Origin of the sequence: Streptomyces sp. NPDC007095 (genome assembly GCF_040634475.1) — a bacterium.
Lineage (GTDB): Bacteria > Actinomycetota > Actinomycetes > Streptomycetales > Streptomycetaceae > Streptomyces.
In genome coordinates this window covers 26,462-44,374 of the sequence record NZ_JBEYFS010000085.1, presented here as the reverse complement: position 1 = coordinate 44,374, position 17,913 = coordinate 26,462, and the positions used below count along the sequence as shown (strand labels likewise).

Genomic DNA, 17,913 nt, shown 5'->3' with positions numbered 1-17,913 from the left:
CTGCCCGCAGGCAGCGACGAGCACCAGTGCGCATGACGAGGTGACGGCGGGGACGGGAGCACTCGCCCGGGGGCACCGGCGCCGCGCCGTCGGCTCCCTCATCTGCGGCTGGTTTCCGTGGCAGGGTGAAGCGGGCAAGCCTCAGGGGGCCAACAGAAGAGGGGGAACCGTGATCGTCTGGATCAACGGTGCGTTCGGTGCGGGGAAGACCACCACCGCACGGGAACTGATCGACCTGATCCCGAACAGCACGCTCTTCGACCCCGAGGTGATCGGCGGCGAGCTCGCGCACCTGCTGCCCGCCAAACACCTCGCCGAGGTCGGCGACTTCCAGGACCTGCCGATCTGGCGGCGCCTGGTGGTCGACACCGCGGCCGCCCTGCTCGCGGAGCTCGGCGGCGTTCTCGTGGTTCCCATGACCCTGCTGCGACAGGAGTACCGTGACGAGATCTTCGGCGGCCTCGCCTCGCGCCGGATCGAAGTACGCCACGTGCTCCTCGCCCCGGCGGAAACGATCCTGCGGGCGCGCATAGCAGGCCGGGAGATACCCGAGGATCTCCCCGACGGTGAGATACGGGTGCGCCAGTGGTCCTACGACCACATCGAGCCCTATCGCGCGGCGCTCGCCTCCTGGCTCACCGCCGACGCCCACCCCGTCGACACCAGCGCTCTCACCCCGCACGACACCGCACTGCGCGTCGCCGAAGCGGTACGCACCGGTGACGCGTCCGCGTGCGACATCGTCCAGACCCCCGAACCCACCTCCGAGACCGTCGCCGCCGGCGTCCTCCTCTTCGACGAGGAGGACCGGGTGCTGCTCGTCGACCCCACCTACAAGGCGGGCTGGGAGTTTCCCGGCGGTGTCGTCGAACCGGGGGAGGCTCCCGCGCGCGCGGGCATGCGCGAGGTCGCCGAGGAGACCGGCATACGGCTGGAGGACGTACCCGGTCTGCTGGTGGTGGACTGGGAGCCGCCCGCACCGCCCGGCTACGGCGGTCTGCGCCTCCTCTTCGACGGCGGCCGCCTCGACTCCGGCGAGGCACACCGGCTGCTGCTCCCCGGCCCCGAACTGCGCGCCTGGCGTTTCGTCACCGAGCGGGAGGCGGCGGACCTGCTGCCATCGGTGCGCTACGAGCGGCTGCGCTGGGCCCTGCGGGCGCGGGAGCGCGGGGCCGCACTCTATCTGGAGGCCGGTATACCACTCGGCTGACGTCGATGCCGGGCCACCCCTTGGCAGACGTCGATGATGTACAGCCAGGGGGTGATCCGGTGCCGATGGTCAACGGCTCCCGGAGCGGCGGCCGTTGAGCGTCCCGGCGGAAATGCCGACCGCTCGGCGACCGCAGGCCTCGCGACTTCGCCCTGCGCGTCGACGTCCAACACACCATGGCGTGGCCGCTGCTGTCGGCGGACGTCGTCATCGTGTTCCACCTGATCTCCGACCTGCAGTACGCCGTTTCCGACCCGAGGATCCGGTATGACTGGCCGTGCGCGAACGTGAACGCGTACGTCTCGGCGCGTAACGCGCGGTCGCTTCAGGGCCGTTCACCGGACCGGGCTACCGCCCCGGCGCGTGGAGAGGGCCCATGCCGTGTGGCGAGGACCCTCTCCGCTCGTGCGCTCGTGCTCCCGGCCTGGTGGTCAGCTCGCCGCGTACTTCTGGAGGAACAGGGCCTCCGTGACCGAGAGACGCTCCAGCTCGTCGGGGGAGACGCTCTCGTTCACGGCGTGGATCTGCGCCTGCGGCTCGCTCAGGCCGATGAGGAGGATCTCCGCGTGCGGGTAGAGCGAGGCGAGGGTGTTGCACAGCGGGATGGAGCCGCCCTGGCCCGCCGACTGCATCTCCTCGCCCGGGTAGGCGACCGCCATCGCCTCGGCCATCGCCGTGTACGCCGGGCTGGAGGTGTCGGCGCGGAACGGCTGGCCCTGGCCGATCTGCTCGCTGCTCACCCGCGCACCCCACGGCGTGTGCGCCTCCAGATGGGCCTGCAGGAGCTTGGTCGCCTCGGCCGCGTCGACGCCCGGCGGCACCCGCAGGCTCACCAGCGCACGCGCGCCCGCCTGCACGGACGGGGTGGCGCCGACGACCGGCGGGCAGTCGATGCCGAGCACGGTGACGGCCGGACGCGCCCAGATGCGGTCGGCGACCGTGCCCGAGCCGGTCAGCTCGACCCCGTCCAGCACCTTGGCGTCCTTGCGGAACGCCTCCTCCTCGTACTGCAGCCCCTCCCAGCGCGCGTCCCCGGTCAGCCCGTCGATCGTCGTCGAACCGTCCTCGGCGCGCAGCGAGTCCAGTACGCGGATCAGCGCGCCCAGCGCGTCGGGCGCCGCCCCGCCGAACTGGCCCGAGTGCAGATTGCCTTCCAGCGTGTCGATCTGCACGCGGACGAGCGTCATCCCGCGCAGGGTCGAGGTGACCGTCGGCAGACCCAGCCGGAAGTTGCCGACGTCACCGATGACGATGGTGTCGGCGGTCAGCAACTCCGGGTGCTCCTCGGCATACCGCTCCAGACCGCCCGTACCCTGCTCCTCCGAACCCTCGACGATCACCTTGACGCCCACCGGGACGCCACCGTTCGCCTTCAGCGCGCGCAGCGCGAGCAGGTGCATGATGAACCCGCCCTTGCAGTCGGCGGCGCCGCGCCCGTACCAGCGGCCGTCGCGCTCCGTCAGCTCGAACGGCGGGGTCGTCCAGGCCGCCTCGTCCAGCGGCGGCTGCACGTCGTAGTGCGCGTACAGCAGCACGGTCTTGGCGCCCTCGGGCCCGGGCAGGAAGCCGTAGACCGACTGCGTGCCGTCCGGGGTGTCCAGCAGCGCCACGTCCTGGAAGCCCTCGGTGCGCAGCGCGTCGGCGACCCAGTTCGCGGCGCCCTCGCTCTCACTCCTGGGGAACTGGTCGAAGTCCGCCACCGACTTGAAGGCCACCAGCTCGGTGAGCTCCGCCTGTGCCCTGGGCATGAGCGAGGCGACTGTCTCGGCGACCGGATTCGACGACATGGGCACGCTCCTTGTAGGTGCGACGTTGTACTTCTGTGTACAAGTGATCGGGTGGTGCGTACGCGCGTCCTGGTGTGCAGGGCGCATACGCCCCCGATCCTCCCACAGTGGCCTGCGGCGATGCCCGCCGTAGGATGCTCGGGACAGGTGCGGCAGACGGCTGGACTGGGAGCAGTAGACCATCGTGAGCAGCGAGAACTCTTCGGCGGACGACGAACAGCGGGTGTGGGACGTCGTCGTGGTCGGCGCGGGGCCGGCGGGCGCCTCGGCCGCCTATGCGGCAGCGGTCGCGGGACGCAGCGTCCTGCTGCTGGAGAAGGCGGAGCTGCCCCGCTACAAGACGTGTGGCGGCGGCATCATCGGTCCCTCGCGCGACGCCCTGCCACCCGGCTTCGAGCTACCGTTCCAGGACCGGGTGCACGCGGTCACGTTCTCGCTCGACGGCAAGTTCACCCGCACCCGGCGCTCCAAGCAGATGCTGTTCGGGCTCATCAACCGGCCCGAGTTCGACCAGCAGCTCGTCGAGCACGCCCAGAAGGCGGGCGCCGAGCTGCGTACGGGCGTCACGGTCTCGCGGGTCGAACAGCACGGGTCCGCCGTGCCCGACCGGCGCACCGTAGCCGTCGTCCTCCAGGGCGGCGAGACCGTGCTTGCGCGGGCGGTGGTCGGCGCGGACGGCAGCGCCAGCCGCATAGGGGCGCACGTCGGGGTCAAGCTCGACCAGGTCGACCTCGGCCTGGAGGCGGAGATCCCGGTGCCGGAGACCGTCGCCGAGGACTGGCAGGGACGGGTCCTGATCGACTGGGGTCCCATGCCGGGCAGTTACGGCTGGGTGTTCCCCAAGGGGGACACGCTCACCGTCGGCGTGATCTCCGCGCGCGGCGAAGGCGCCGCCACCAAGCGGTACTTGGAGGACTTCATCGCCCGGCTCGGGCTCGCCGGCTTCGAGCCGAGCATTTCCTCCGGGCACCTGACGCGCTGCCGCGCCGACGACTCCCCGCTGTCGCGCGGGCGCGTGCTGGTCTGCGGCGACGCGGCGGGGCTGCTCGAACCCTGGACTCGCGAGGGCATCTCCTTCGCGCTGCGCTCCGGGCGGCTCGCGGGGGAGTGGGCGGTACGGGTCGCCGAGGCGCACGACGCGGTGGACACCCGGCGCCAAGCGCTCAACTACGCCTTCGCCATCAAGGCGGGGCTCGGCGTGGAGATGGCCGTCGGCAAGAGCATGCTCGCGGCCTTCGAGCGCCGGCCGGGCATGCTCCACGCGGCGATCACCAGCTTCCGGCCCGCCTGGAAGGCGTTCGCCGGGATCACCCGCGGTTCGACCACGCTGGGCGAGATGGTGCGCTCCCACCCGATGGCCGGGCGTGCCCTGTCCACGCTCGACCGGCGATCGGCCGCCGCCGTACCGACGGCCGCCGACAGTACTCCGACCACGGAGTGACCGTCGGCCGCGGAGCCTTGGCCGTGGCCGTTTCGGCGCCGGCGCCGGTGCCGGCGCTGGTGCAGGTGTCCGTGGAGTGGTCGGTGGCCGCGGAGCCGTGACCGTGGAGTGGCCCGTGGCTGACGGGGGTGCCCGTCGGCTCATGGCCGGTCAGCTCGTGACCGTGATCCGGAACACCGGGTGGTCGGGGGCGATACGCCGCAGCTCCTCAGGGGAAGAGTCGGGGCCGACGCCACCGAAGAAGACACCGACCTCCGCCTTCCATCGCTTGAGGTAGGCACGCAGCAACGGAACCTTGTCGTCGTCGCCGACCTCGGTCGCGGTGAACGTGTCCACCTTCTTGCCGAGGCGCAGCTCGCCGCCGCCCGCGGCCCGCATGTTGTGCGTCCACTGGACGTGGCCACGAGGGGCGACCAAGTACTGCTGCCCGTCCACGGTGAGCAGATTGACCGGGGTGGTGCGCCACTCGCCGCTCTTGCGGCCACGCACGGCCAGGACCCGTGAGCCCCAGATGCTGAGACCGCGGCGGGTGATGAACGCCACACAGCGGTTGAAGACGTTGACGGTGAACCAGCCGGGCTTCTGGACGTGCGTGGACATGATGACCCCCATCGGTTGCGAGAGCGCCGCTCTCTGATCGGGAGCTCCGCTCTCTTTTGTGAGCAGTGCTCTCGCTCGAGAGCAGTCTGCATGAGATCGGTGATCCAAAGCAAGAGCGGTGCTCTTGTTCGTGTGCACCGCTCTCGTTTGTGTGCACTGCTCTGAAAACGTGGCACACTTTCCCGCATGAGTACCGCACGCGGAGCACGCGCCCGAGCCAGGATCGAGGTCACCGCGGCCATCAAGGACGAGGCGCGCAGACAGCTTGCCGCGGAGGGCGCGGCCAAGCTTTCGCTCAGAGCCGTCGCCCGCGAGCTCGGCATGGTCTCCTCCGCGCTCTACCGCTACTTCCCCAGCCGTGACGACCTGCTGACCGCGCTCATCATCGACGCCTATGACTCCCTCGGCGAGAGCGCGGAGGCGGCGCACGCGCAGGTTTCGGGCGCCGGGCCGCGCGAGCGCTGGATCGCGGTGTGCTTGGCGGCGCGCCGCTGGGCCCTGGCGCAGCCGCACGAGTACGCGCTCATCTACGGTTCTCCCGTGCCCGGTTACGCCGCGCCGGACACGACCATCCCGGCGGCCTCCCGCGTGGGGCTGCTGCTGGTCGGCATCGTGCGTGACGCGTATCGGGGCAAAGGGGTGGCCGGCACCCCGCTGTCGCCCGAGCTGAAGGCCGAGGCGCAGCGGATGGCCGCCGACCTCGCCCCCGACCTGCCGCCCGAGGCGGTGGCGGCGCTCGTCGCCGCCTGGGCCCAGCTCTTCGGGCTGATCGGGTTCGAACTCTTCGGGCAGTTCAACCGGCTCGTGGAGGACCGTGAGCCGTTCTTCCGGCACGCGGTGGACCAACTCGCCCACGGCGTTGGCCTGGTGTACCCGGAGTCGACCGGGACCCCGGGCAAGAGGAACGGCGCGGCCGGTCCCTGACGACGACCGGGTGGTACTCAGTGGAGAGAGCGGGTGGTACTCCTTGGGGAGTACGCGTGATCACCTCGTCCGGCTGACGCCCCCGGCGGTCAGTGCCGTCTAGCGTGACCGTCATGGAAGAGCAGCGAATCCCCAGGTCCCCGGTGTGGGACGGGGTACCGCCATGGTGGCGGCACGGGCCGCCGGGGTGGCACCGATGGAGCGGCGAGCCCCATGGCGGGCAGGGTGGGCATGGTGGCCACGGCGGGCGCGGCGACCGGTGGCCGTGGCGTTCCGCTCTGCTGCTGACCGTCTTCGTGCTGGGCGGCTCCCAGTTCGCGGCGCACGCCCAGGACGGCGACCGCACCCCTCTGGACCTCTTCGCGAGGGCGCTGCTGATCCTCGGCACGGGCCTGCTGCTGTGGCGGCAGCGGTACCCGGTGTTCGTCGCCTTCGGCACCGCCGCGGCGGCGCTGGTCTATCTGGGCGCCGGATATCCGTACGGGCCCGTGTTCGTCACCGTGGCCGTCGGCTGCTTCGGCGCGGTCGTCGCGGGGCACCGCTGGGCCGCCTGGACGGCCGTCGGCATGCTGTGGGCCGGCCATCTGCTGGTGGGGCACTGGCTCTACCGCCGGCTGCCGCCCGCTGGGGACCGGGCCGCCTCCTGGAACCAGGAACTCGGCATCATCACCTGGGTCGTGGTGATCGTGGTCGTGTCGGAGCTGGCCCGGATACGCCGTGAGCAGTGGGCCCGCGACCGTGCCGAACGCGCGCGGGCCGCCGCCCGGCGCGCCGACGAGGAGCGGTTGCGGATCGCCCGTGAACTGCATGACGTCCTCGCCCACAGCATCTCCGTGATCAACGTCCAGGCGGGCGTCGGCCTCGCGCTTCTCGACTCCGACCCGGAACAGGCGCGTACGGCGCTCACGACCATCAAGGAGGCCAGCAAGGAGGCGCTCGGCGAGGTCCGCCAGGTGCTTGACACGCTCCGTACGCCGGGGGAGGCGCCGCGCGCGCCGGCGCCGGGGCTCGACCGGCTCCCCGAGCTCGTCGAACAGGCGGCGAGCGCGGGTCTGACGGTCGAGATCGAGAAGCCCGGCGGCGTTCCGAAGCTTCCGCCGGGTACCGACCTCGCCGCGTTCCGTATCGTCCAGGAGGCGCTCACCAATGTCGTACGGCACTCGGGGTCGCGGCACGCGCGCGTGCGGCTCGAATCCGCGCAGGGCACGCTGCGGCTGCGGATCGACGACGACGGGCCCGCGACCGGCACCGACGCGGGCGGCAGCGGCAACGGGCTGGCCGGTATGCGGGAGCGGGCCGTCGCCCTCGGTGGCACGATCGAGGCGGGCCCGCGCGACGACGGAGGCTTCCGGGTGTTGGCCGTGCTCCCGCTGAGGGTCAAGGAGGACCGGTGAACGGTGAAGGCGAGCCGGTGGATGGCGCAGGAGAACCGGTGGACGGCGGAGGGGGACCGGTGGTCGGTGAAGGGGGACCGGCGATCCGCGTCCTGCTCGCCGACGACCAGTCACTGGTCAGGGCGGGCTTCAAGGCACTGCTCGACGCACAGCCGGACCTGGTGGTGGCCGGTGAGGCGGCCGACGGCGAGGAGGCGGTGCGCAAGGTGCGCGAACTGCGCCCCGACGTCGTCCTGATGGACATCCGCATGCCGCTGCTCGACGGCCTCGCCGCGACCCGCCGCCTCACCGACGACCCGGACCTGAAGGACGTGAAGGTGGTCATGCTCACCACCTTCGAGCTCGACGAGTACGTCTTCGAGGCGATCCGCTCCGGTGCCTCCGGCTTCCTCGTCAAGGACACCGAGCCGGACGAACTCCTGCGCGCGGTACGGGCGGTGGTCGGCGGCGACGCGCTGCTGTCACCGGGCGTGACGCGCCGTCTGATCGCGGAGTTCGCGGCCCGCTCCAAGGAGCCCGCGGCCGCGGAGTCGCTCGTCCGGCTCACCGAACGGGAGCGGGAGGTGATGGCCCTGGTCGGTATCGGACTGTCCAACGACGAGATCGCGCGGCGTCTGGTCGTCAGCCCGCTCACGGCCAAGACCCATGTCAGCCGGACCATGGTGAAGCTCGGCGCCCGCGACCGGGCTCAACTGGTGGTGCTGGCCTACGAGTCGGGGTTGGTACGGCCGGGGTGGCTCGGGTGAGTGCCGGCCGCGCGGCCGAAGCGGACGAGCACCGTGACCACGCGTACCGCGAAGAGCGCGGTGGCCAGCAGTACCCCCGCGGTGATCAGGACCTTCTCGACGGGGAGCGGGAGATGGAAGAGCAGCGCGGGGCCGGATACGGCGCCGAGCGCCAGGCCCGCCGCGAAGGTCGCGCTGAGGAGCGCGTACCCGATCTCGACCGTCATCGCGTCCCGCTGCTCCTGCGTGCGTCTCCCCATGGTGCGAGTCTGTCACGACGGCGTGCCCGGCGGGCAAGGGGCTGCCTGCCGGGCGCGTCGGGTCGAGGTGCCGGGTCGAAGTACCGTCTCGACGCGGTGAGTTGGGGTCACCGGCGAACCGGATCAGTCGCCGATCGCCACCCGCTCCTCGGCGTCGTCCCGTACGGAGTCCTCCCGTACGGAGTCCTCCCGTACGGAGCCCTCCCGTACGGAGTCCGGCCCCGCGGACCGTGCGACCACGACGGTCTGCCGCGGGCGCCGGGTCCGCAGCCCCGGCAGCGTGATCAGCAGCCCCGCCACGGCGATCCCCGTCACCACGATCAGACCGGGCCGGTAGCTGTCGAGGACGGCCTGCGGCGAGGAACCCGCCGAGGAGTTCGCGGTCACGACGGCTGTCACCACGGCCAGGAAGAGGGCGCCGCCCACCTGGACGGAGGTGTTGAGCAGACCCGAGACCATGCCCTGCTCGTGGTCGTCGACACCGTTGGTGGCCTGGATGTTGAGCGACGGGAAGATCAGCGCGCAGGCCGCGCCGATCAGCAGCATGGTCGGCAGGATCACGGCCGCGTACACCGGGTGGAGGCTGATGCGTAGGAACAACGCGTAGCCGACGACCATCAGTACGAAGCCGACCGCGATGAGCCGTGGGGTTCCGAAGCGGTCGACGACGGCGCCGACCTTCGTGGAAGAGAGCGCGACCAGCGCCCCCGCGGGCAGGAAGGCGAGCGCGGTGTGGAGGGCCGACCAGCCGAGCAGCGACTGCATGTACAGCGTCACCAGGAACTGGAATCCGACGTACGAGCCGAAGAACGCCATCGCGCCGAGCTGGGCGCGGATCTGACTGCCGGAGCGGAGCACGCCGAGCCGGATCAGCGGCCCCGCCGAGCGCCGCTCGACACGGACGAAGACGGTGAGCAGGACGGCCACGGCGAGGAAGGACAGGAGGGTACGGGTCGAGGCCCAGCCGACCTCGGGGGCCTGGACGACGGTGAACACCAGCAGCAGCATCGACGCCGTGCCGAGGACGGCGCCGGGGATGTCGTAGCCGTTGTGGTCCTTCTCGCGTTCGCTGCGCGGCAGGAGCTTCAGGCCGACGAGCAGGGCGAGCAGCGCGATGGGCGCGGGCAGCAGCATGGTCAGGCGCCAACTGGCCTCGGTGAGCAGGCCGGACAGCACGAGGCCCATTGAGAAGCCGGTGGCCGCGCAGGTGGTGTAGATCGACAGGGCCCGGTTGCGCAGGGGGCCCTCGGCGAAGGTCGTGGTGATGATCGACAGGCCCGCCGGGGCGGTGAACGCCGCGCTCAGGCCCTTGATGAAGCGGCTGGCGATCAGCAGCGGGCCCGAGTCGACGAGCCCGCCGAGCAGCGAGGCGAGCGCGAAGACGCCCAGGGCCACCAGGAAGACCTGACGGCGGCCCAGCAGGTCGGCGGTGCGGCCGCCGAGGAGGAGCAGTCCGCCGTAGCCCAGGATGTAGCCGCTGACGATCCATTGCAGCGTCGAGGTGGAGAGGTCCAGTTCGGAGCCGATGGACGGCAGGGCGACGCCGACCATCGACACGTCGAGCGCGTCCAGGAACATCGCGGCGCAGAGCACCAGCAGGGTGCCCCACAGCCGCGGGGTCCAGCGTCCCTCGGTGGTGGGGGTGGTGAGCGGAGAGGTCATGCGGGAGACAGTACATGCACATGCATCGGATGCAAATGCATTTAATTCCGATGCAATAAAATCGATTCTTTGCTACGGTGCGAGCATGGCGGCGAAGAAGGCCGAGCAGGTGCTCGTGGACCAGTGGCGTGACATCCTCGCGGTGCATGCGCGCACCCTGTGCGAGCTCGACCGCGAGCTGCACCGACACGGCCTGGGCGCAAGCGACTTCGAGGTGCTGGACGTGCTGGCCGGGGGCACCGCGTCCGACGGTGACTGCTCCTACCGCGTCCAGGAGATCTCCGACCGCGTCCATCTGAGCCAGAGCGCCCTGTCCCGGCTGATCGCCCGCCTGGAGAAGGACGGTCTCGTGACGCGCGGCATGTGCCTGGAGGACCGGCGGGGGGTGCGTGTGTGCCTCACTCCGAAGGGGCGAACGCTCCATGCCGAGGTGCTGCCGGTGCAGCGGGCGGTTCTGACGCGGATGCTGGCGGGCGGGACAGCCACCGGCGACTGACATCGCGGACCGCGGCCCGCGGCTCGCGTACCGGGGCCGCGGACCGCAGCCCGCGTACCGCGGAGCCCGTAGACCGCGCAGCCTGCGGAGCCCGCAGAACGCAGACCGCGGAATGCCGCCGAACGCGGCCCGACCCGGTCGGGCCCGGATGCCTCAGCTCCAGGTGATGCCGGACTTCTCCCGCCACAGCGCGGCGAGCGAGGCGTCACCGGTCATGTCCGGGAACGGCAGCCGGTTCCACAGCGCCAGATAGAGCCCTGCCGCGGGCCCCGCCATCTCGCAGTCGACGTCCCCGCCGGCCCCCGCGCCCCACTCGCTGACCGGCGGTTCGGGCGACAACCGTACGGTCCACACCGCGTCCACGTCGGTTGCGCGCACCCGCAGCACGCGGGGTGTCGGGGTGCGCACCTCGCTTCTAGGGCGTCCGTGGAAGCCGCGCAGCAACTCGTCGATCCCGTCCACCGCGAAGCCCCGCGTCACCGTGCCCGGCGTCTCGCCGAGCGCCGACTGCGCGTCGACCCGGTGCACGGTCGTCTCGTGCGCCTGCCGCCGCGCCCAGAAGGCGAGCGGCGAGGGCGCGGGCAGAAAGCTCCAGCAGGCCAGGTCGGGCGGAGCGGCCGCGAGCGTGTCGACCAGGCGGCGGTGGCCGTCCCTGAACCAGGCCAGCAGTTCGGCGGCGTCCAGCTCGGGCAGGCCGCCGTCCGGGTGATACGTGGCGTACCCCTCGGCGACGAACGCCGTCGCCCACCGGTGCACCATGCCCGTGTGCCGCACCAGGTCCCGCACCCGCCACCCCGGGCAGGTCGCCACCTTGGCGTCGGGCCCCGCCTGCTCGGCCGCCGCGGCGAGCGACCGGCCCTCCTGGTCCAGGGTCTCCACGAACTCCGGAATCTCCATGCGGCGAGTGTGCCGGACGCAGTGGGATCCGGGGGCCGCGGACGCGTATCGCGTCACATCGGGGCCCGTCATCCCGCCGGCGGCGGGAAATGAGAAGCCCCGGCTGGACGGGGGAGACCAGCCGGGGCGGCATGTGGTGGCCGACGGAGGGCGGTCGCCTCGCGGCGGAACGCTCCACGGGGCTTCAGCCGGACGATCGTCCCCATGGGCTTTAGGTGAGACCCGGGGACACTGTCCCCTCCGCAGCCACCTACTGATCAACGGCCGATCCCCCGGGGTTGTTCCCGCCCGGTCCCGTCGCCCGCTGTGAGGTGGGGCACGTCCGCCTGGTCCGCGGGGACATCCGCCAGGGCCCGGAGGTGACGAGTCGTCAGCTCACGGCCGCCCGGCGCGTCCCGAACCCGATGAGCGCGGCCAGCGCCGCCAGTACCGTCACGCTGGTGAGGGCGATGGGCAGCGAGAACCAGTCGGCCATGAACCCTATCGCGGGCGGTCCCAGGAGCATGCCGCCGTAGCCGAGCGTCGAGGCGATGGCGACACCGCCGGGGCCGGCGAGGGAGCCCGCGCGTTCGACGGCGACGGGGAAGATGTTGGCGAGTCCGAGCCCTGTGATCGCGAAGCCGAGCAGGGCCGCCCACACGGAGGGGGCGAGCGCGCCGAGCAGCATGCCGGTGGCGGCAGTGGTGCCGCCGCCCACCAGCGTCCGTGTGCGGCCCAGCCGTTCCAGCAGCGTCGTACCGCCGGCCCGGCCGATGGTCATGGCGAGCGCGAAGCAGGAGTAGCCGGCGGCCGCGACGCCCGGGCGGGCCCGCAGGTCCTGTTCCAGGTGGAGGGCTCCCCAGTCGGCCAGGGCACCCTCGCCGTACGCGGTGCACAGGGCGATCAGGCCGAAGACGAAGACCAGTCCGCGGGTGCGTGCGTCGAGGCGACGGGGGGCGCGCTCCTGGTGCGACTGTCCGCGCTCCGGGGGCGCCGGAGGCTCGTGGCTCAGCAGGGTGCGTCCGGCGAGGGCGGTCACCAGCAGGCCGATCACGGTGAGCGCGAGCAGGTGCCGGGTGGGGGACAGGGAACCCGCCACCAGTGCGCCGAGCCCCGCGCCGATCATGCCGCCCAGGCTGAACGCCGCGTGGAAACTCGGCATGACCGGCCGCCGCAGCGCGGCCACCAGGTCGACGGCGGCACTGTTCATGGCGACGTTGATACCGCCGTAGGCCGCTCCGAACACCAGCAGTACCAGCCCCAGCGCGACCACCGAGTGCGTCAGCGGGGGCAGGGCCACGCTCAGCGCCAGCAGGATGCCGCAGACAACGGTCACCGGATGGCTGCCGAAGCGGCGGCACAGCCGGCCGGTGAGCGTCATTGTGATCACCGCTCCGGCGGAGACGCCGAGCAGCGCGAGTCCCAGGGTGCTCGCCGAGGCGCCGGTCTGCTGCTTGACGGCCGGGATGCGGACGACCCAGCCCGCGAAGACGAAGCCGTCGAGGGCGAAGAAGGCGGTGATGGCGATACGCAGGCGGGTGAGGTCGTCGGGGCCTCGCACGGCACTGTGCGACCAGGCTTTGTTCATCAGCGGCACAAAGTCAGCGTAGGTGGCGGGCGGGGGTGGGGCAAGGTGCCTGTCGCGCCGAGCCTGTGATCGCGGCGGGATCACGGTGTTCCGCTGAGGCGACGAGGCCTGCGCCGGGGTGCAGCGCGTGGCGTCGCTCGGCCGGGCGGACGGGATGCCACCGGGCTTCTCCCGCGACGGCTTCCACCCCCTGCGGCGCCTCATGCGCCGGGTGAACGACGAGTGGATCGGCCTCCGATCCGCGGTGGGGACCCGGGCACCGGACGGCCTGGTGGGGACCGGGCGAGCCAATTCCCACTCTTCCGTTACGACAGACACCCTTGACAGCTTGCGTACTGATTCGCGACGTTTGAGCCTCGCGGAACAGTTCGAGACGCGTCATGGGGGAATGGGGGCGGTCGGCCGTGCGATCGATGAACAACGATCCTCACGCCTTAGGGGTCCGCGCTGCGAACGGCACGTCCCTCGCGGAGCCCGCGGAAGGGCGGTTGATCTGAGGTGGAGATCACGATCCACAGACCGGAGGAGCTGAGCAGTTCGCTCCTCCTGGCCTGGCACCGGGTGATGGACGAGTCGCCCGACTACGCCAACCCGTTCCTGGCCCCGGAGTTCGCGGCGGGGATCGACAGGTACCGAGGCGGGGCGCACGTGGCCGTCCTCCACGAGAGAGGGGAGCCCGTCGGCTTCTTCCCGTACGAGCGAAACTCCCTGGGCGTCGGCCGGGCCATCGGTCTCGGTCTCTCCGACTGCCAGGCCCTGGTGCACCGCCCCGGGGTCACCTGGGACACGCAGGAACTGCTGCGGGCCTGCGGGCTGTCCGTCTTCGAGTTCGACCACCTCGTCGAGGAGCAGAAACCCTTCGGCAGACATGTCACCGGGACGTTCGCCTCACCGGCGATAGACCTGAAGGTCGGCGAGGGCACTTACGCCGAGTGGCTGCGCGGCGCCTACCCAGGACTGGCCAAGACGACGCTGAAGAAGGAACGCCGCCTGGGACGCGACCTGGGCGAGATGCGGTTCGTCTACGACGAGCGCGACCCGCGGGTGCTGCGCACCCTCATGCGCTGGAAGTCCGCCCAGTACCGCAGGACGGGACGGATGGACCGGTTCGCGCGGCCCTGGATCGTGGACCTGGTGGACCATCTCTTCCGGGTCCGCGAGGAGCACTTCAACGGCGTGCTGTCCGTGGTGTACGCCGGCGACCGGCCGGTGGCCGCACACTTCGGACCGACCTCACGCACGCTGTTCGCGGCCTGGTTCACCGCGTACGACCCGGAACTCCGCTACTACTCGCCCGGGTTGATCATGCACCTCCGGATGGCCGAGGCCGCCGGGCGGGAGGGCGTGCGGCTGATGGACCTGGGCCGTGGCGACAAGGAGTGGAAGGACTGGCTCAAGACCCGGGAGCTGCGCGTGGGCGAGGGGTTCGCCACCCGCCCCCATCCGATGGCGACGGCGCACCGGCTCTGGCGCAGGCCGGTGCGGGGCCTGCGCAACACGGTCCTGGCCCATCCCAGGTTGCGCGATCCGGCCGACCGGCTGCTCAAGACGGTCGGCACGCTGCGCACCTCGGGCCGGCCGGACTCCGGTGCGGCGGCTCCCCGCGCCCGCTGAGGCGCCTTCTCCACCGACGGTCCGGGTGGCCGTGCGGCATCGGTGGGCGCGTCCACCCGGAGGGTTTCCGGGTGGTGTGGCGTGGCTCGGAGTGGCATGGACGGCGTGGTGGGTAGTCTCGCGCTCCGACCGGCGCCACCGCTCCGAGCGGACCCAGGAGAAGACCCATCACCGAGCCGAAGCCCGCACAGGCGGAGCCTGCCCCGGGAGACCGGCCCCGGGAGGCCGACCAGCTGAGGGACATGCTGCGGCAGCCCGCGTACCGGCGGACGTTGCTGTTCTGCGGCCTGATCGGGATCCCGGTGTCGCTGGTCGCGTTCTGGTTCCTCGTGCTGCTGCACGAGCTGGAACACCTGATCTGGGTGGACTGGCCGCACCGTCTCGGGTGGTCGAATCCGCCGTGGTGGTGGCCGTTGCCCCTGGCTCTGGTGTCGGGTGCGGTCGTCGCCCTGGTCGTTCTGCGGTTTCCCGGCCGTGGCGGACACATTCCGGCGGGCGGCCTGCACGCCGGAGGCGCATCGAAGACCGCCGTTCCCGGCGTGGTCCTCGCCGCGCTGGCCGGCCTGCCGCTGGGAGCCGTGCTCGGGCCCGAGGCGCCGCTGATCGCCCTGGGCGGCGGCCTGGCGCTGGCGTTCCGGGATCTCGTACGCGTTCCCGCGACCGAGGCGAACACGGCGTTGCTCGGTGCCGCGGGCGCCGCGTCGGCCATCTCCGCGATCTTCGGAAGTCCGCTGGTGGCGGCCGTGCTGCTGATGGAAGTGGCCGGAGTGGGCGGGCCGCGGCTGTTCGCGGTGATGCTTCCGGCCCTGCTGGCCAGTGGAGTCGGTGCCATCGTGTTCACCGGCTTCGGAGACTGGACCGGACTGAAGACCGGAAGCCTCGACATCGGACTGCCCGCGCCCTCCGCCCTCGATGCCGGGGACGTGGTGTGGTCGGTGCTCCTGGCGGTTGTCATCGGGGCGGCCATCCACTGGATCATCGTGGGCGGACGGATCGCGGCGCGCCTCGTGGTCGCGCATCCGTTGCGGAACACGGTGCTCTGCGCACTCGGCGCGGCCGCCTGCGCGGCGCTCTACGCGGTCCTGACCGGCCGTTCGCCGTCCGACGTCGCCCTGTCGGGCCAGGCCACCCTGGGGCAGCTCGCCACCGACCCGCACGTCTGGTCGGTCGGCAGACTGGTGGCGGTCCTGGTGTTCAAGGGCGTCGCGTACGCGCTCTGTCTGGGAAGCCTGCGCGGTGGTCCGGTCTTCCCCTCGCTGTTCCTGGGCGGCGCGATGGGCGCGCTGCTCGCGCCGCTGCCGGGGCTCGGCGTCGTGCCGGGCATGGCGGCGGGCATGGCGGCCTCGTCCGCCGCCGCGCTCCGGCTGCCGGTCAGCTGTGTGGTGCTGGTCGTGCTGATGGTGGGCAACTCGGGAACGGTGCCGGTGATCGTGCTCGCTGCCGTGGTGTCCTTCGTGACCACCGAACTGCTGCCGCAGGGGCCGGGAATCCCGGTGTTCAGCGATGGAGCGCGTCGAGCGCCTCGTCCAGCGTCGTCGCGGCCATGATCAGCGAGAGATGGGTGAAGGCCTGCGGGAAGTTGCCGAGTTGCTCCCCGCTGGGGCCGATCTCCTCGGCGAACAGGCCGACGTGGTTCGCGTACGTCTGCATCTTCTCGAAGGCATAGCGGGCCTGGGGGAGGCGCCCCGCGCGGGCGAGGGCGTCGACGTACAGGAAGGTGCACAGACTGAAGGTCCCTTCGGAGCCGCGCAGTCCGTCGGGCGAGGCACCGGGGTCGTAGCGGTAGACCAGGCTGTCGGAGACGAGGACGCGGTCCATGGCGTCGAGGGTGTTGAGCCAGCCGGGGCTGCGGGGGGCCAGGAATCCGACCCGGGGGACGAGCAGCAGGGAGGCGTCCAGGACGTCTCCGCCGTAGTACTGGACGAGGGCCTGCTCCTTCTCGTTCCAGCCGCGATCCATGACCTGTTCGAGGATCGCGTCCCGGGCCCGGGTCCAGCGCACGGTGTCGGCCGGCCTGCTGAACTCCTGCGCCAGCTTCAGCCCGCGGTCGAACGCGGCCCAGCACATGACCCGGCTGTAGGTGAAGTCCTTGCGTCCGCCCCGCGTCTCCCAGATGCCCTCGTCGGGCCGGTCCCAGGAGTCCGCGAGCCAGTCGAGGGTGGCGGCGAGCCCCTTCCAGCCGTGGTAGCCCGTCTGCGCGCCGACCTCGCGGCCCTCGGCCAGGGCGTAGAGGGCCTCGCCGTAGATGTCGAGCTGCAGTTGGTCGGAGGCGGCGTTGCCGGCCCGGACCGGGTAGGAGCCGCGGTAGCCCTCGAGGTGCTCCAGGATCTCCTCCGTCAGATGAGGGTCGCCGTCGACCCGGTACATGATCTGGAGGGGTTCGTCGTCGGGGCCCTCGCGGGCGCCCAGGCGGTCGCCCAGCCAGCGGGTGAAGCGGGTCGCCTCCTCCACGAAGCCGAGGTCGAGCAGGGCCCGCACCGAGAGGGAGCCGTCCCGCACCCAGGTGTACCGGTAGTCCCAGTTGCGCTCGCCGCCGACCTGCTCGGGCAGTCCCATGGTGGCGGCGGCGACCGGGGCGCCCGTGGGGGCGTACGTGAGGAGCTTGAGGGTGATCGCGGAGCGGTGCACCATGTCCGTCCAGCGGCCGTGGTAACGCGAGGTACGCACCCACTTCTGCCAGAAGTCGACGTTCTCCCAGAGACCTTCGGCGACCCCCTCGGTGGTGGGGGGCGGTGGCGCCTCCCCGTCCGGCGCGCAGACGGTGAACACCACGGCCGCCGTCTCCCCGGCGTTGAGGGTGATGGTGCCCCGGACGTCCTGACCGTCCCGCTCAAGCGGGATGGTGGCCTGGAGGTAGGCGGTCGTCCCGGGGGCCCGGAACGTCGCCGTCTCCTGCATCGGCTTGTCGTGCGTCAGGTCGAGTTCGTGGGCGGCCCGCGCGTAGTCGAACCGCGGCCGGCATTCGAGGGTGAAGCGTACGGTGCCGCGCACCGAGCGGATGACCCGCACCAGGCTGTGCCGGTCGGTCGCCGTCGGGCCCGGCAGGACCGGCATGTGGTCGACGATCTCGCCGACTCCGTCGGGTGACATGAAACGGGTCACCACGACGGCGGTGTCCGGGTAGTAGAGCTGCCTCCAGGTGCCTTCGGGGTGGTCGGGCGCGAGGAGGAAATAGCCGCCGCCGTCGTGGTCGAGCAGCGCGGCGAAGATGCTCGGTGAGTCGAAGCGCGGGGCGGCGAACCAGTCGATCACGCCTTGGGACGAGACCAGAGCAGCGGTCTGAAGGTCCCCGACGAGCCCGTGGTCGGCGATGGGCGGATAGCGATCCATGCTGCT

At 71.6% G+C, this 17,913-nt stretch carries 15 protein-coding genes; 8 read left to right on the top strand and 7 right to left on the bottom strand.

Annotation, left to right across the window (positions count from 1 at the left end):
- Nucleotides 1–169: 169 nt before the first annotated feature.
- The gene (locus ABZ656_RS27480) at nucleotides 170–1,210 is read left to right on the top strand and encodes an NUDIX domain-containing protein (protein ID WP_101407544.1); all 1,041 of its coding nucleotides are present in this window, start codon (nucleotides 170–172) and stop codon (nucleotides 1,208–1,210) included.
- 431 nt (nucleotides 1,211–1,641) lie between these two features.
- Here the strand turns inward: ABZ656_RS27480 and ABZ656_RS27475 are convergent, their stop codons facing one another.
- The gene (locus tag ABZ656_RS27475) at nucleotides 1,642–2,997 is read right to left on the bottom strand and encodes a dipeptidase (protein ID WP_101407543.1); all 1,356 of its coding nucleotides are present in this window, start codon (nucleotides 2,995–2,997) and stop codon (nucleotides 1,642–1,644) included.
- A 184-nt stretch (nucleotides 2,998–3,181) separates the two neighbouring features.
- On the opposite strand from ABZ656_RS27475, the gene ABZ656_RS27470 reads away from it, so the two are divergent.
- Nucleotides 3,182–4,438 (top strand): geranylgeranyl reductase family protein, encoded by a 1,257-nt coding sequence (locus ABZ656_RS27470; protein WP_360271124.1) that lies wholly within the window; start codon nucleotides 3,182–3,184, stop codon nucleotides 4,436–4,438.
- 150 nt (nucleotides 4,439–4,588) lie between these two features.
- Here the strand turns inward: ABZ656_RS27470 and ABZ656_RS27465 are convergent, their stop codons facing one another.
- On the bottom strand, nucleotides 4,589–5,038 hold the full coding sequence (locus ABZ656_RS27465) for a nitroreductase family deazaflavin-dependent oxidoreductase (RefSeq protein ID WP_101408441.1): 450 nt from the start codon (nucleotides 5,036–5,038) through the stop codon (nucleotides 4,589–4,591).
- 186 nt (nucleotides 5,039–5,224) lie between these two features.
- On the opposite strand from ABZ656_RS27465, the gene ABZ656_RS27460 reads away from it, so the two are divergent.
- From ABZ656_RS27460 to ABZ656_RS27450, 3 genes are all read left to right on the top strand, one after another.
- Nucleotides 5,225–5,962 (top strand): TetR/AcrR family transcriptional regulator, encoded by a 738-nt coding sequence (locus ABZ656_RS27460; protein WP_101407541.1) that lies wholly within the window; start codon nucleotides 5,225–5,227, stop codon nucleotides 5,960–5,962.
- Nucleotides 5,963–6,075: 113 nt separating this feature from the next.
- Complete coding sequence (locus ABZ656_RS27455; protein WP_360271121.1) at nucleotides 6,076–7,356, top strand: sensor histidine kinase; 1,281 nt, start codon at nucleotides 6,076–6,078, stop codon at nucleotides 7,354–7,356.
- An 83-nt stretch (nucleotides 7,357–7,439) separates the two neighbouring features.
- Nucleotides 7,440–8,102 carry a response regulator transcription factor gene (locus ABZ656_RS27450; RefSeq protein WP_101408439.1) on the top strand — a complete coding sequence of 221 codons (663 nt, stop codon included), beginning with the start codon at nucleotides 7,440–7,442 and terminating at the stop codon, nucleotides 8,100–8,102.
- Here ABZ656_RS27450 and ABZ656_RS27445 read toward each other — a convergent pair.
- Together ABZ656_RS27445 and ABZ656_RS27440 are read right to left on the bottom strand one after the other, a co-directional pair.
- Complete coding sequence (locus ABZ656_RS27445; protein WP_101407540.1) at nucleotides 8,063–8,341, bottom strand: DUF6332 family protein; 279 nt, start codon at nucleotides 8,339–8,341, stop codon at nucleotides 8,063–8,065. The genes ABZ656_RS27450 and ABZ656_RS27445 overlap by 40 nt on opposite strands.
- Nucleotides 8,342–8,464: 123 nt before the next feature.
- On the bottom strand, nucleotides 8,465–10,003 hold the full coding sequence (locus tag ABZ656_RS27440; protein WP_360271118.1) for an MFS transporter: 1,539 nt from the start codon (nucleotides 10,001–10,003) through the stop codon (nucleotides 8,465–8,467).
- 85 nt (nucleotides 10,004–10,088) lie between these two features.
- Here ABZ656_RS27440 and ABZ656_RS27435 point away from each other — a divergent pair, with 85 nt between their 5' ends.
- Nucleotides 10,089–10,499, top strand: a complete 411-nt coding sequence (locus ABZ656_RS27435) for a MarR family transcriptional regulator (protein ID WP_101407539.1) — start codon at nucleotides 10,089–10,091, stop codon at nucleotides 10,497–10,499.
- A gap of 153 nt (nucleotides 10,500–10,652) precedes the next feature.
- On the opposite strand, the gene ABZ656_RS27430 is transcribed toward ABZ656_RS27435, so the two are convergent.
- Nucleotides 10,653–11,396 carry a maleylpyruvate isomerase family mycothiol-dependent enzyme gene (locus ABZ656_RS27430; protein WP_360271116.1) on the bottom strand — a complete coding sequence of 248 codons (744 nt, stop codon included), beginning with the start codon at nucleotides 11,394–11,396 and terminating at the stop codon, nucleotides 10,653–10,655.
- 370 nt (nucleotides 11,397–11,766) lie between these two features.
- The gene (locus ABZ656_RS27425; RefSeq protein WP_101407537.1) at nucleotides 11,767–12,963 is read right to left on the bottom strand and encodes an MFS transporter; all 1,197 of its coding nucleotides are present in this window, start codon (nucleotides 12,961–12,963) and stop codon (nucleotides 11,767–11,769) included.
- A 498-nt stretch (nucleotides 12,964–13,461) separates the two neighbouring features.
- On the opposite strand from ABZ656_RS27425, the gene ABZ656_RS27420 reads away from it, so the two are divergent.
- Both ABZ656_RS27420 and ABZ656_RS27415 read left to right on the top strand, forming a co-directional pair.
- The gene (locus tag ABZ656_RS27420) at nucleotides 13,462–14,577 is read left to right on the top strand and encodes a GNAT family N-acetyltransferase (protein WP_101407535.1); all 1,116 of its coding nucleotides are present in this window, start codon (nucleotides 13,462–13,464) and stop codon (nucleotides 14,575–14,577) included.
- 242 nt (nucleotides 14,578–14,819) lie between these two features.
- Entirely contained in the window at nucleotides 14,820–16,124 is a 1,305-nt protein-coding gene (locus tag ABZ656_RS27415) for a chloride channel protein (protein WP_180362707.1), read from the top strand.
- On the opposite strand, the gene ABZ656_RS27410 is transcribed toward ABZ656_RS27415, so the two are convergent.
- A complete protein-coding gene (locus tag ABZ656_RS27410) occupies nucleotides 16,075–17,907 on the bottom strand; it encodes a glycoside hydrolase family 15 protein (RefSeq protein ID WP_360271113.1) in 1,833 nt (610 codons plus the stop codon). The two genes, ABZ656_RS27415 and ABZ656_RS27410, sit on opposite strands and share 50 nt — an antisense overlap.
- Nucleotides 17,908–17,913: the final 6 nt, after the last annotated feature.

Coding starts and splice junctions, on each gene's coding strand:
- ABZ656_RS27475 (WP_101407543.1), bottom strand. CDS start 2,997: ATGTCGTCGAATCCGGTCGCCGAGACAGTCGCCTCGCTCATGCCCAGG.
- ABZ656_RS27465 (WP_101408441.1), bottom strand. CDS start 5,038: ATGTCCACGCACGTCCAGAAGCCCGGCTGGTTCACCGTCAACGTCTTC.
- ABZ656_RS27460 (WP_101407541.1), top strand. CDS start 5,225: ATGAGTACCGCACGCGGAGCACGCGCCCGAGCCAGGATCGAGGTCACC.
- ABZ656_RS27455 (WP_360271121.1), top strand. CDS start 6,076: ATGGAAGAGCAGCGAATCCCCAGGTCCCCGGTGTGGGACGGGGTACCG.
- ABZ656_RS27445 (WP_101407540.1), bottom strand. CDS start 8,341: ATGGGGAGACGCACGCAGGAGCAGCGGGACGCGATGACGGTCGAGATC.
- ABZ656_RS27440 (WP_360271118.1), bottom strand. CDS start 10,003: ATGACCTCTCCGCTCACCACCCCCACCACCGAGGGACGCTGGACCCCG.
- ABZ656_RS27435 (WP_101407539.1), top strand. CDS start 10,089: ATGGCGGCGAAGAAGGCCGAGCAGGTGCTCGTGGACCAGTGGCGTGAC.
- ABZ656_RS27430 (WP_360271116.1), bottom strand. CDS start 11,396: ATGGAGATTCCGGAGTTCGTGGAGACCCTGGACCAGGAGGGCCGGTCG.
- ABZ656_RS27425 (WP_101407537.1), bottom strand. CDS start 12,963: ATGAACAAAGCCTGGTCGCACAGTGCCGTGCGAGGCCCCGACGACCTC.
- ABZ656_RS27415 (WP_180362707.1), top strand. CDS start 14,820: ATGCTGCGGCAGCCCGCGTACCGGCGGACGTTGCTGTTCTGCGGCCTG.
- ABZ656_RS27410 (WP_360271113.1), bottom strand. CDS start 17,907: ATGGATCGCTATCCGCCCATCGCCGACCACGGGCTCGTCGGGGACCTT.